The sequence below is a fragment of the Candidatus Zixiibacteriota bacterium genome (assembly GCA_018820315.1).
Taxonomy (GTDB): Bacteria; Zixibacteria; MSB-5A5; order JAABVY01; family JAHJOQ01; genus JAHJOQ01.
Genome location: JAHJOQ010000086.1, coordinates 21,895 through 35,352, shown reverse-complemented (window position 1 = coordinate 35,352; position 13,458 = coordinate 21,895). Strand labels below are relative to the sequence as shown.

General features: G+C 51.9%; 11 protein-coding genes. 9 read left to right on the top strand and 2 right to left on the bottom strand.

Annotation, left to right across the window (positions count from 1 at the left end):
- Both KKH67_08070 and KKH67_08065 read right to left on the bottom strand, forming a co-directional pair.
- The gene (locus KKH67_08070; protein MBU1319138.1) at positions 1-729 is read right to left on the bottom strand and encodes a metallophosphatase family protein; all 729 of its coding nucleotides are present in this window, start codon (positions 727-729) and stop codon (positions 1-3) included.
- Positions 730-731: 2 nt separating this feature from the next.
- Positions 732-1,421, bottom strand: a complete 690-nt coding sequence (locus KKH67_08065; GenBank protein MBU1319137.1) for an FHA domain-containing protein — start codon at positions 1,419-1,421, stop codon at positions 732-734.
- Positions 1,422-1,532: 111 nt separating this feature from the next.
- Between KKH67_08065 and dusB the strand changes: the two genes are divergently transcribed.
- The 9 genes from dusB to KKH67_08020 all read left to right on the top strand — a co-directional run bounded on the left by dusB (position 1,533) and on the right by KKH67_08020 (position 13,456).
- Positions 1,533-2,510, top strand: coding sequence for a tRNA dihydrouridine synthase DusB (gene dusB / locus KKH67_08060; GenBank protein ID MBU1319136.1), 978 nt, complete (start codon positions 1,533-1,535; stop codon positions 2,508-2,510).
- 1 nt (position 2,511) lies between these two features.
- Complete coding sequence (gene larB / locus KKH67_08055) at positions 2,512-3,282, top strand: nickel pincer cofactor biosynthesis protein LarB (protein MBU1319135.1); 771 nt, start codon at positions 2,512-2,514, stop codon at positions 3,280-3,282.
- Positions 3,279-4,463, top strand: a complete 1,185-nt coding sequence (gene larC, locus KKH67_08050; protein ID MBU1319134.1) for a nickel pincer cofactor biosynthesis protein LarC — start codon at positions 3,279-3,281, stop codon at positions 4,461-4,463. Before larB ends, larC begins: the two co-directional genes overlap by 4 nt.
- A gap of 203 nt (positions 4,464-4,666) precedes the next feature.
- Positions 4,667-5,665: an electron transfer flavoprotein subunit alpha/FixB family protein gene (locus KKH67_08045; GenBank protein MBU1319133.1), complete on the top strand. Its 999-nt coding sequence runs from the start codon at positions 4,667-4,669 to the stop codon at positions 5,663-5,665.
- Between the two features lie 239 nt (positions 5,666-5,904).
- Positions 5,905-6,945, top strand: a complete 1,041-nt coding sequence (locus KKH67_08040; protein ID MBU1319132.1) for a hypothetical protein — start codon at positions 5,905-5,907, stop codon at positions 6,943-6,945.
- 426 nt (positions 6,946-7,371) lie between these two features.
- Complete coding sequence (locus KKH67_08035) at positions 7,372-8,493, top strand: SPFH domain-containing protein (protein MBU1319131.1); 1,122 nt, start codon at positions 7,372-7,374, stop codon at positions 8,491-8,493.
- Positions 8,493-9,893 carry a hypothetical protein gene (locus tag KKH67_08030; protein ID MBU1319130.1) on the top strand — a complete coding sequence of 467 codons (1,401 nt, stop codon included), beginning with the start codon at positions 8,493-8,495 and terminating at the stop codon, positions 9,891-9,893. The genes KKH67_08035 and KKH67_08030 overlap by 1 nt, the downstream gene beginning before the upstream one ends.
- Positions 9,890-10,825 (top strand): hypothetical protein, encoded by a 936-nt coding sequence (locus tag KKH67_08025; protein ID MBU1319129.1) that lies wholly within the window; start codon positions 9,890-9,892, stop codon positions 10,823-10,825. Before KKH67_08030 ends, KKH67_08025 begins: the two co-directional genes overlap by 4 nt.
- 165 nt (positions 10,826-10,990) lie before the next feature.
- Positions 10,991-13,456, top strand: coding sequence for a hypothetical protein (locus KKH67_08020; protein ID MBU1319128.1), 2,466 nt, complete (start codon positions 10,991-10,993; stop codon positions 13,454-13,456).
- Positions 13,457-13,458: the final 2 nt, after the last annotated feature.

The window sequence follows — 13,458 nt, the reverse complement described above, 5'->3', positions numbered from 1 at the left end:
CTATCTCCCTACTGCGATTCTGTCTACCAGGAATTGCGGCAACTTAGCCTTTTTCATTTTCATCTGAGTCTTTTGGTAATCATACTCGACGCGTTTAATAGAGACGATTCTTGTCTCAGTGTCAAATATCATATAACTGGACCGCGGGTCGTTGTCGCGCGGCTGCCCAACACTTCCGATGTTTACCAGATAACGGTAATCTTCGTCGATTCGAGCAAAGTCGTGAGGCACCGCTTCGCAGCGATTTGCCCTGAATTTCTTGATAATTATGGGCCGGTGACTGTGGCCGATCACACAGACCTGTTGCTCGAAGAATTTGAAATTCTCTTCAGCGTCCTCCAGATCAAGTATGTATCCCCAGCTCGCCGGCTCCTCAGGACAGGCATGCACCATCTTGAAAATGTCATAGGTCGCCTCAAGTGGACTCATCTTGAGGCGATTGAGATTCTCTGGAGTCAAAACCTGAGTCGTGTAGTCCATCGATGCCTGTGCATAAGTATTGAAAAAGTCAGTGCTGAGAAGTCCCACTGCGGCGGCATCATGATTGCCCAGGAGTATGGCATCTGCTTTCTTATGTACAAGTGCGATGCACTTGTTCGGATCGGGACCGTAGCCAATAATATCGCCTAAAAAGAAAAGCTTGCGGAGTTTTTCTTTTCTAAAGTCGGCAAAGCAGGCTTCCAATGCTTCAAGATTAGAATGGATGTCGGAGAAAAACCCTATTTTCATGCTCAGGTTGCCTCTATGAATCGGAATGTTGTGTTCCCTACCTGTAATATATCTCCGTTTCTCAGCCCGTGTCGCTGAATCATTTCGCCATTAAGCTTCGTTCTGCCGGCACGACCTGTGTTGATGATGAAGAACTCCTGTCCCTCGCGGACTATCTTTGCCTGGATGCCGGACGTAAACCATCCTCGGACTTTAATGCTGACGTACTTGGATTTTCCAAGGGTCAGAACATCTCTGTCCAGTTGAACTTCCGCATCGCTGGAGTTTTCAAGACCCATCAAGACAGAGCACCCAGCCTTTCTCACTATCTGCTGGTCCTGTTGGTCCTTCTTGACCATATCGCGTTGACGCTTCGTATTAAGAATCATCGTGCCATCGTGGTCAGACATTTTCTCATCTGTCTCTGTACCGCAATGGTATTCCAGATCAAACTTCCCAATGGTAATCACATCGTTGTCCCGCAGCCTCTCCTCGGCGACCTTCTTGCTGTTGACAAATGTGCCGTTGAGGCTCTCGTTGTCAATCAGCAGCGCCTCCTTTCCAGAGAAATCGATGCGTGCATGCTTACGTGACACACCTCGATTGTCGAGCACGATGTCATTGTCGGATGTACGTCCTATCGAGAGGAACTCCTTCTCCGTTACCACGCGCTCAACCACCCGGTTGTCAAACTTTACTACTATCTCGGGCATGATAGCGCTCCTTTCTGGAGGCAAGTTGTATGTAGTCTAATGCAAAGTTGTACGGTAAGTTGCGGACCTTTTCCCCTTGCCCGGCTCGCCTTACACCCTTATATTGTCGGAATGATAATCGGAAACTTAAGTCTAAGCGGAAAGGTCGTTTCGGCACCACTCGCAAATATCTCCGGTTCGGCCTACAGAATGACCGCCAGAGAACATGGAGCTTCTCTCGTTGTGTCCGAAATGATTTCGGCCGAGGGGTTGGTGCGAGGCAACCATAAAACGCTCAATATGTTACGGTTTCGTGAATCGGAACGCCCGGTTTCGATCCAGCTCTTCGGAAGCACTCCCTCTGCGCTCGCCGATGCCTGCAAACTCGTGGCAGACCGAGGGGTCGACATGATCGATCTCAATTTCGGTTGTCCGGCGAGAAAAATCGTTAGCAAATGCGGCGGTGCGGCTCTCCTGAAGGATCTCACGCTGACTGAGGCGTTGCTCTCGGCAGCGGTCAAGGCGGTCGACATTCCTTTGTCGATGAAATTCCGGTCCGGATGGGATCGCGAGAGTACGAACTTCATCGAAGTTGGAAAGCTCGCGGAGGATTGCGGTGTTGCGATGCTGACTCTTCACCCGCGAACCAAAGCATCCGGCTTCAGCGGCAAATCGGACTGGTCCAAAATAGCTGAGCTGAAGCAGCAGGTGTCGATTCCGGTCGTCGGCAGCGGTGATATATGCGAGCCCCAGGATGCCGTGAACATGATAGAGCAGACCGGATGCGACCTTGTCATGATTGCGCGGGCCGCCATGGGTGCGCCGTGGATGTTTGGCAGAGTAGATGCTGTACTGCGTGGACTACCTGATCCGGGAGAGCCCGATTTGCAGACTAAGATCGATACGTGTCTCGGTTTCGCACGATTATTGATCGAAGATCTCGGCGAACGGACGGCCAGCCTTCGCATGCGCAAACAGCTTACGTGGTACACGCGCAGGTGGGTGAACATATCGCGCGTGAGATCTCTGATGGTTTCGGTCGAATGCTATGACGATATCGTGAACTTCTTCGATCGCTACATCGAATCTTCCCACAGGCAGATTGCTTGAGATGAACAAGGACTTCGTCGCGGAACTGCTCGAGAAAGTCAGATCGGGAGAGATGACACCCGATAAGGCTCTCAAGCATCTGAAGCATTATCCGTTTCATGATATCGGTATTGCACGAGTAGACTCTCATCGACATCTGCGGCTCGGTTTTCCGGAAGTGATCCTCTGTGATGGAAAGTCTGACGAGCAGATTCTTGCCATTACGGCTTCAATGATAAAGACTAAATCCGCGATTCTGGGAACGCGCATTTCGGAATCGGCAGCGAAGAAATTGGTCAAGAAATATCCGCGCGCGAAACATAATCGAATCGCGAGGACAGTACTCATCGGCCAGCCCAGGAGCGTCAAGTCGAACAAACTCCATGGCAGTGTCGCTGTCATCACCGCCGGAACGGCTGACATACCGGTGGCGGAAGAGGCAGTTGTCACGTGTGAAGCGATGGGATGCAACGTTGAGAAGCTCTTCGATGTCGGTGTCGCAGGGATTCACAGGTTGACGGCATCGGCTGAGATGTTCGACAAGTTCGATGTCTTCATTGTCGTGGCCGGAATGGAGGGCGCGCTGGCGTCAGTGGTCGGCGGCATGGTGGGCAAGCCCGTCATCGCCGTGCCGACTTCGATTGGTTACGGAGCATCATTTGGCGGAGTGGCGGCTCTTCTATCAATGCTCAACTCCTGCTCGTCGGGGGTCACAGTCGTAAATATCGACAGCGGTTTTGCCGCGGCATCGGCTGCCGTGCGAATACTCAGTCTTCTGGGGGAGAAGAAATGAGCACGCTGGTCTTTGATCCACTCTATGGCTGCGCTGGAGACATGATACTCGGTGCCTTTGTCGCCACTGGTGCGCCATTCGATCAGCTGAAATCAGAACTTGCCAAACTTGATGTAAGCGGATTCGAAGTTTCGATGGAGAAGACGCAGCGCAATCAGATATCCTGCGTGAAAGTCCATGTGAAGATTGAAGAACAAACTACCCACAGACATCTGAAACATATCGTTAATATTATTGATAATAGTGAACTCGGCGAAAGCGTTAAGCGAAACGCGAAAGCGATTTTCAGAAGGCTCGCGGAATCCGAGGCACAGGTCCATTCGACGACTATCGAAAAAGTGCACTTTCATGAAGTTGGCGCGGTCGATGCAATAGTCGATATCGTTGGAGCATGTATATGCATTGATTTGCTGAAGATAGACCGCATTCTGAGCAGGCCGATCGCTCTCGGAAGCGGCATGGTCAAGTGCGCACATGGCGTCTTCCCGGTGCCGGCTCCCGCGACAGTGAATCTCATCAAAGGATTCCCGGTCGTGTTGCACAATATAGATGCAGAGCTAACCACGCCAACCGGCGCGGCGATCATTACGACGCTTGCCGAACCGCTGCTGAACGCTTACACAGGCACGATCAAGTCCGTCGGATATGGTGCAGGCTCACGCGTTTTCGAGGATCATCCGAACGTAATGCGGCTCTTCATTGCCGAAGACAAATCTGACCTTGAGCATGACAGTATTGTCGAACTGCATACGAACATCGATGACATGAACCCGCAAGTCTATTCACAACTGTTCGAGCAATTGCTTGCCTCCGGTGCGCTCGATGTTTTTCTGACTCCTGTTCAGATGAAGAAGGGGCGTCCCGGACAGATGCTCACAGTGCTCTGCGATCCCGATAAGAAAGAGAATCTGCAACGAGAGATTTTCAGGCAGACGACTTCGGCGGGCATTCGCTCCGAGACACAGACAAGAGTGAAACTGCCACGCAGGCAGGAGACAGTCTCGACCTCGCTCGGCGACTGTGTTGTGAAGATATTCGAATTCGAGGGGAGAAGCAGGGTTGTGCCGGAATACGAATCGGTGAAAAAGATTGCAGACAAAAATCAGATGTCATATCTTGCGGCATACGAAACGATAATCCGTGACCTTGGTGATAAAGGGCATGTTGAAAAAGCCATGTGAGACGCAAAATTCGTCATCGCGAGAAGCGAAGCGACGTGGCGATCTCTTCCTGCGCTGTAAGGAATCCCTTCCTTACAGCATGAGCCTTCGGGCAGGAAAGGATTCCTGCCCGCGCTGCGTGTCGACGTCGAGATTGCCACGCTTCCTGCGGTCGCTCGCAATGACGGCTTTTTCAACATGCCCGATAAAGAGAAGGAGTAACGATGTCGGACCACAACGGAGTCTGGATATTTGCCCAGCAGAAGAACAACAAGATAGCGAATGTAACATATGAACTGCTCAACGCCGGACGGCAGCTTGCCGACGGCCGATCATCGAAGCTGACCGCGGTCGTATTCGGCTCCGGCATCGAAGATCAGGCGGCCGATTTGTTCAAGTATGGCGCGGATGAAGTGAAATATGTCGACAACGCCGAATTTGCGGGATTTGTCGATGATGCATACGCTGCCACGCTCGGTCACTTGATCGAGCAGGGCAAGCCGGAGATAGTGATCGGCTCCGCGACGTTTTACGGCAAGGCGCTTTTTGCGCGGCTCGCGGCGCGGCTCAAATGCGGCATGGCTGCCGATTGCAATGGCATTGGGCTCAAAGATGATGGCTCGCTCGTGGTGACAAAACCGGCGTTTGGTGGTAATGTCTGGCTGACCGTTGTATTCCCGGAGAAGCGTCCGCAGATCATGACGCTCCGCCCGAAGGTGATCGCTGAGGCTGCCAGAGATGACAGCAAGTCGGGCAGTGTAGAGAAGCCGGATGTTCCTGCTGAGTGTCTTGCATCGAAGATGAAAGTGACCGGCAGCTCCGGCACCGGTGGTGGCAAGGTCAGTTTGACTGAAGCTGATGTGATCGTCTCCGGCGGCAGAGGTCTGAAAGCGCCTGAGAATTTCAAGATGATCGAGGAGCTTGCCGATGCGGTCGGCGGAGCGGTCGGAGCGTCGCGCGCGGTGGTCGATGCTGGCTGGATCGAGTATTCGCATCAGGTTGGACAGACCGGCAAGACGGTTAATCCAAAACTTTATGTGGCGTGTGGTATCTCCGGTGCTATTCAGCACTTAGTGGGTATGCAGGCGTCCGGGACTATAGTCGCGGTCAACCGCGACAAAGACGCGCCGATCTTCAAAGTCTCGACCTACGGTATTATCGGCGATGTCTTCGAAATCGTCCCGGCATTGACGGAGAAGTTCAAGAAAGAGCTGCAGGGCTGATTCAATAGAGCATCACATGTTCGAAATACGAAGCGCAGGATCATGGGGTCTTGCGCTTTTGTTTTCTCGGCGGAAGATCATGTAGATCAGGGCCTTTACGGTCCTGACGCCAGAGGTTCTAAATCAATTTAATCCTCTTGCTCATGCCGTGTTCAGTTTTGTATATTAATTTTGTTGGCTAATAAATGTAAGCAATTTGATTACACGGGCTATTCAAACGGCTTCGCTAGGAGTGGAGAATGCCAGAATCGCCGAGCAGGGCTATGTCACCTCTAAGCGAGAACTATCACAAGGCGCGCAGACAATACGCTCTGTTCAGCGGATTACTTATTGCTTGGGAGTTCGTAGGCCTACGGCTGCATCACGATTCTCTTAGAAGCAAAGGTATTGATATCCTGAGTCCGCAAGCGGTGCCTTTTGCTCTAATTGCGCTCATTCTTTACTTCTTTTACAGGATAGTAATGGAGTGGTTACGCAATGATGAGTCTACACGAGAGCGCGCGCTTTCAATGACGGATTTTGCCGTGTCGCACTTTCTGGCTCTAGGAGCAATTGGCGTATTCATTTATCAACGGATGGCTGCAATTCAAATTGCTGACAACATACGTTTGTGGGTGGGGCAGGTTAATGTAGGTGATGTCTTTGCTGGCATCTTTGGAGTGTTGGTCGTTTCCATTGTCTCCATGTCGTACATGTCCTTCAAACGCCGAGGTGGAGTCGTCCTAGATAATTTCCTTGTGGGACTCTCTTTAGCAACGATCATAACCTTCGTATTTTCGTTCGTCATAAACGGAATTGATACTGGATGGGCTATTAGCGTGGCATTCGGTGGCATTCTTGCTGCCACTGTGACCATGGTATACCTAGTCTTGGGGAAACTTCGGAAGTGGATGAAACGCAAGCGGCCAAGTCTATATCTGGCGGATAATGAGAAGGTGCATGCTATACGTATGGAATACTATGATCGTGTCCTCGCGTACATCAACAATGTTCGCGCCAATGGTAGGGCTGATTATCAGTCTGCGATGGAACTCCTGCGACAGACGAAGCATGCTGACGTGTACTTCGGGGAGGACATCGTCGACTTTCTGAATGAACTCTATCAGTACAGCATAGAATTTGAGAAAGTGAACCGTCAATGGTCACAACTCACCGTATCATCGCCTGAAGATGTAGCTGCTCCCATCAAGAACAAGTGGATGCAAATAACAGGTTGGTTTGATAAAAGTCACGATGAAGCGAAGAAACGATTTGCGCCTTACGTCAAGCTCGTGGACTAGCTCGGACTGATCTTGCTGCCAACAATGGTTCCCCGCCTTCGCGGTGATGACAGTCCTTCGGCCTGTACGGGGATGGATTGCGTTTTTCAACGCAATGACACCAGTGGCGCATTGACATGGGTGGCGCAATGACACCGCCTGTGGCGGTGTAAAGCAGGTGGACGCGAGCTTGCTCGCATCAGTTCGGCGCACGCCGGAATCCAGATGTCTTGGCATTGCGTGTGACACGTGGCTGGTGTGGCCGCGATCTGTGATCGCGGTTTACAAAGACGATTGTCAGGATCTCCTCGCTGCGTTCGGACCTGCTCTACGCTTCGCTTGAGCAGGCAGGGATCCTGACCTACGGCCTACCGCCTCCGCAAAACTTATCTCGTTTCCTGCCGATAATTTTAGAGACGAAATATATCTGACCAAAAGGAGAAATGTATGGGAATGATGCTCGAAGTCATCGAGTGGGTCGATCTCAATTCGAGCGATATGATCCACAGGATTCCGGAAGAGGGCTCGCTCGATATCAAACTCGGCGCGCAGGCAATCGTCAGAGAGAGCCAGACAGCGGTATTCTTCAGCAATGGCAGGGCGTGTGATGTGCTCGGGCCGGGAAGGCATACGCTCACGACGCTAAATGTCCCGATCCTGACCCGGCTGCTGTCGATTCCGTGGGGATTCAAGTCGCCGTTCAGGGCGGAAGTCTACTTCGTAAATCACAAAGTCTTTACCAATCTAAAATGGGGAACGCGCGACCCTGTGGCGTTTCGCGATAGCGAACTCGGCTTGATCAGACTTCGTGGACATGGCGCGTACACATGCCAAATCAAAGAACCGATGATATTTCTCAACCGCATGGTCGGTCATCAGGCGCTCTATGGCACACATGATATAGAAGATTACCTGAGAGATGTTGTCGTGGCTCGTATCAACGACTTCTTCGGTGAGAATCTGAAGACGATTTTCGATCTGCCGGAGCAATATACCGAGATGGCCGCTGAAATCAAGAATCTAATCACCGATGAATTCGCGAAGTACGGCCTCGATTTGATCGACTTCTATATCACATCGATCACGCCTCCCGATGAGGTTCAGCGGATGATCGATGAGAAGTCGGGAATGAGCGCGGTCGGCGATCTCGATCATTTCCTGAAATACGAGATGGCGAAGGCGTTTGGATCATCGAATGCGGGGGGATATGCCGGCGCAGGAGCCGGAATTGGCATGGGTGCCGGCGTCGGGTTGATGGCACCGATGATGATGTCGAAAGCTCTAGCGCCAGAGCAGACCGATTTCAAAGTCTCCGATCTTCCGACCGTTACCTGTTCCGAATGCGGCGCGGATACGCCGGAGGAATCGAGATTCTGCTACAAATGCGGTCATCAGATGGTAAGCGTCAATCGCTGTGGAAACTGTTCCGCTGAAGTCGCGCCCGATGCAGTTTTTTGCCAGAAGTGCGGCAATGAACTCGCCAAGTTGTTGAGTTGCCCCGATTGTGGCCAGAAGCTTCCGGGCGGCACGAAATTCTGCTTCAATTGCGGCAGGAAGATGAACAGCTGATGAGAGCTTCGGGATACAAACTCGGAATACAATGTTGTTTCTGTGGCGGCTCGCTTGAAATTGACGAGGCGAGCCGCACCACAGTCTGCAGCCACTGCGCGTCGGTTATGAAGATCGTGCGCAGGAAGGGAACGGCGAAGTATTACATCCCCGACGATCTCGAACGCCGCGAGGCGAAGTTTCTGATCGAGAGTCACCTCAAGAAAATCAGCGAACCACTTGTGTCGAGCTGGGGGAATATAACTCGGATATTTCTGCCTTTCTGGCGAGTGGCAGGAACTGTTTTCGCAATCGACGACAGACCCGCCGGACAGGGACATTCAGAATATGGCAACTTGACCCAGGATGAGGTTGACGACACTCCGCGTACGGAGTTGAAGATATCGCCGCGTGAGACAAGCTTCTGCGCGAATGATAGTCTGCTATGGGGAGTCGATTCGCTTGGCATCAGAACGCAGGTGTTGAAGCTGGTCGCACTCGATCTGGAAGCTTGCGAATCCAATGCGCTGATGCCGGTGACGGTGACGGAAGAAGATGCCCGGCAGCACTTCGACAAGGCTGTAACGAGCCTTTCGCATACGGCGGCCCGGCTCGATTCGACTGTTGAGACGATCGCTGTCGGCGTGAAGCAGAGTCTGATCTATTTCCCGATGTGGATTGCCTCGTTCACGAATGCGCTCGGAAAGCAGACAGCGCAGTTCGATCCGCTTGCGAAAAGAGTCGTTTCGCTGAATAGAGGAGAGATCGAGATTCCTGCACCGGATGTCAGTGCATGCGATGCGACACTTTCTGTCGAAATCGCGCCACATCGCTGCCCGAATTGTGGTGTCGATCTGCCGGCGAATCAAACATCAGTAGCCTACTATTGCGAGAATTGCGAGAAGATGTTCGTGGGAGACGGATCGGCTTATCGCAACATTGCCCTTGATGTGCCATCTGATCTCGACGAGCATGCGCAGCTTTTCCCATTCTGGGTGTTTAATCTCGCAGATGCAGCGTGGCCGGAGAAAGGGGAACTGCTGAGGGCGCTGAATCTCGTGCAATTTTCGTCCGAAAGATTCTTCGTACCGGCGTTCAACATCAGCCATCCCGCACGGATGATGCGACTCGCGTCACACTATAATCGGCGCAACGACAGCTTTCTATTTGCGGAACGCAAGGGAGAGCATTATACTTTCGCCGATGTGACACTTTCGCCGGACGTGGCGGCCGAGATGATCGTACCACTGACAATTGCGACCAAGGCTGCCAAGGGATTCAAGCTATATGAGGCGCCGGTTAGCGGCACTCCGGCGGTCGCTGAGCCGAAGCTGATCTGGCTTCCGTTCGTTCTCGACAGATATTTCTGGATCGAACAAATAACCGGCGCGGCAATAGAAAAGGCCGCTGTACGAGTTTGAAGACGATAGCCGCAATTGATGTAGGATCGAATTCAGTACTTCTCTCCATCTCCAGAGTCAAGGGCAACACTCCCGGCAAGCCGATTGTCAATCTCGAAGATACGCCTAGGCTTGCCTCAGGTCTAAAAGAGACTGGCAGGATCGGCGAGCAATCCACAGGACGCTTGATTCGTGCTCTCAAGAGATTCAAGAGAAGTTGCGATGAACATGGCGTCGAGGAGATTTCGTGTTGCGGAACGTCTGCGCTGAGAGAAGCATCTAATTCCATTGACGTAATCTCAGAAGTTGAGGTAAAGACCGGTATCAGCATAGAAGTGATTTCGGGTAGGCGTGAAGCTGCGCTGACATATCTCGGGGCGGTCACTGGCATGAAGAATCTCAGGCAGAGCAGAGTGTTGATTGATGCAGGTGGTGGATCATCAGAAGTGGTCATCGCACGCGGGACGAAAATACACTCAGCACATAGCTATAAGATTGGTTCAGTGGTGCTCATGGAGAGATTCGGCATGGATCGAAAGAAGTCTGCACGCGAACTCGAAAGCGTGCTCGAATGCATAAGAGAGCAGGTTGTGAGGCTGAGAATCGGGCCAGTCGACAGGCCTGCCTCATTAGTATGCTCAGGTGGAACACCGGCTGCCATTCAGGGTTATCGAATAGGTATGAAGCAACATGATTCAGACAGTATCCATGGGGCTTCCATGAAGTTGTCTGAGTACAAGCAGTTGATCTTCGAGCTCGGGCAGATGAGTTTGAGCGAGAGGAGACTGGCACTCGCGTTCGAGCCGAAACGAGCTGAAGTCATAACTGCCGGGGGCTTGTTAAGCTATGCAATTGCGGAACAGACGGGGCTCGCAAGTGTAAGAGTATCAGACAGAAGTCTACGCTTCGGGCTGCTCTACGAGCTGGCTGGGCGAAAGGTTGAATTTGCTTGACAAGCATTAGTGCGGCGGTATATTAACCCGGACCGGAGGTGAGCCAACGGAAATAGATACAGATAGATATAGACGTTGACAGGAAAGCACAAATTGATGATCATTCTCCGGCTTGAAGAACCGTTACGCATGACGCGGCGGTTTTTGTTTTGCCTTGGAGGTCGCATGTTACGAAAAGCCCCATTTCTCGCGCTCATTTTCATTCTGTTCACTTCGTCGTCGCAGGCTCTAATGAATTTCCAGCTCGGCGAGCCGATCAATCGGCTTAGAGACAATTCTGCAGTGGACATAATTTACGATCCGGATGCTGGAATTGTATGGCTGGCAACGTCGAGAGGCATGTCGGGAACCACTGATGGAGGTGTGACGTGGTTCACTTACGATGGATCGAATGGCATGAACTCGAATGACATCGCAGCCTTAGCCTACGCGGACGGAAGGCTATGGGCTGCTACGGCTCACAACGAGCTGTTCAATGACCAGCTACTGCCGGTCGGTGACGGCTTCAACATCACTCAGAACCATGGATCGACTTTCGAGTCGTACAAGCCGAGACAAGCTACATTTACGAATATGCTAGCGTATGACCTCGCCGTTCTCGATTCAGCGGCATGGGCCTCCTGCTTTGCCGGAGGATTGATCCGCAGCCTCGACTACGGTCAGACCTGGCACAATATATTCGCAAGTGAGGAAGACAGCATTGATCTAACAGACAACCTCTTTCAGCGAAGAACAAACCTGTACTACTCAGTGGTCATAGACACTTTTTCGCAGGACACAGTCTCCGTCTGGGCTGGGAGTGCAGCCGGAATTCATCGGTACATCTACATCGACAAGGTGGCAAAGCTTGCGGGGAAGAGGACATTTGATCTGTCGTACGATGGAACCGCAATGTGGGTCGCCGTAGAAGGCGGCCTGTCACGTGGAGTGACGAATGAGCAGGCAGTAAAATACCGATTCCGTTCCTGGGATTCGAGCGACGGCATGTTGTCGGATTTCTTCACGGCCGTCGAAGCAAGACCGGGGCTCGTCGTTGCGGCCGCATGGGATCCCGACAGCGAGGAGGGGATAGGGTTCAATGTCTCCACTGACGATGGCGACTCCTGGGCATCGGTCGAACCTGATCAGGCCGTTGGATCGGGCAAGTTTGTCAGCAGGATTCTGAATGTCGATGGAACCGTATTCGCGGCATGCTCAGCGGGCGGTCTGATACGATCCACGGACAGTGGAGCGAACTGGGAATCAATCCTTCCGGTGAGCGGAGACGATTCGCCGGATCAGCCATTCAATCGATTCTACTCGATGTGTGCTGAGCAATTGGGCGGAGACAGCGTAGCGCTTTGGACCGGCACCGACACCGGGCTATACGTATTCTCCTTCGATGATCTTGCAGCCGATCCGTATGACATAAAGCATATTCCATTTGACGACAACGATTCGAATGGGCAGCACATCGAGGCGGTCTACATCAGGAGTTATGAGACCGATGAGGACACTACGAAACAAATCTGGGTCGCGACTCATCCAGTAGATGAAGAGATTGGAGAGTATCGCGTGATGATGTCGGCAGATGACGGTATATCGTGGGAATATTCGCTTCAGCCTACCGCCGCGTATGATTTCGGAATCTACCTTGATTTACTGTGGATATCTTCTGAAGCCGGCCTGCTCTGGACAGGTCTGGAGGGAAGTTCCTCGGATGAATTCACTCTCTTTGACAAGAACGGTCACTTCGGACTTGATTCCACGTTCACGAGGATCGAACCAACAGACAAGGATATGTGGGTTGCCACCCGCGAACTTCCAATCAGAACTGTCGGCGGATTTCTCTTCATAGCTGAGAATGTGAATACCGATCCGCAGAAGTACGATTTTCATCTCCTGTATGATATGGACAATGGCCTTTCGGGTGATTTCGTAACAGCATTGGGAATTCAGTACCACAATAACCAGAAGACCATCTGGGCGGCAACACAGAAGACGGAGACCGGAGATAACGGAATTACATCCACAACCAACAGTGGTGCGGATTGGATTGTGCGTCAGGACGGGGTTCAGGTATGGAATTTCGCATTCGACGAAGGAGATGTCTACTACGCTTCGAGTCAGGGGCTTTTCAGGAAACTTGATGCGGAGAGCGAATTCTCGAAGCTTTCATTCGTGGAGTCGGATCGCAGAGAGATATCCGATGATGCGGAATTCTACAGTGTAAGAGTTGCTGATGGTGTTTTGTGGGTCGGTTCGAGTGACGGAATCATAAGGCAGGATTTGTCCGGTGATCCGGTGATCTTCCGGGAATTCCGTAGCGTCGCCGATTCGGAAGGTGGGAAGCCGTATGCAACCCCGGTTCCATCGTCTCCAACCAAGGGACTTGGAATAGTGAGATTCCACTACCATTTGCCCGAACCTGACTTTGTGACGATCAAAGTATATGATTTCGCGATGAACCTTGTGGCGACTGTGATCGATAATCGACCGAGAGAGCCGCGTGAAACGTCCGATCAGGACGATGATGATAGATGGGATATGAGAAACGAGAATGGAGATTTTGTGACCGCCGGAACCTATTTCTTCGTCATCGAGAAAGCAGATGGTGGCAAAGAGTGGGGCAAACTTATGGTGTTGCCGTAGAA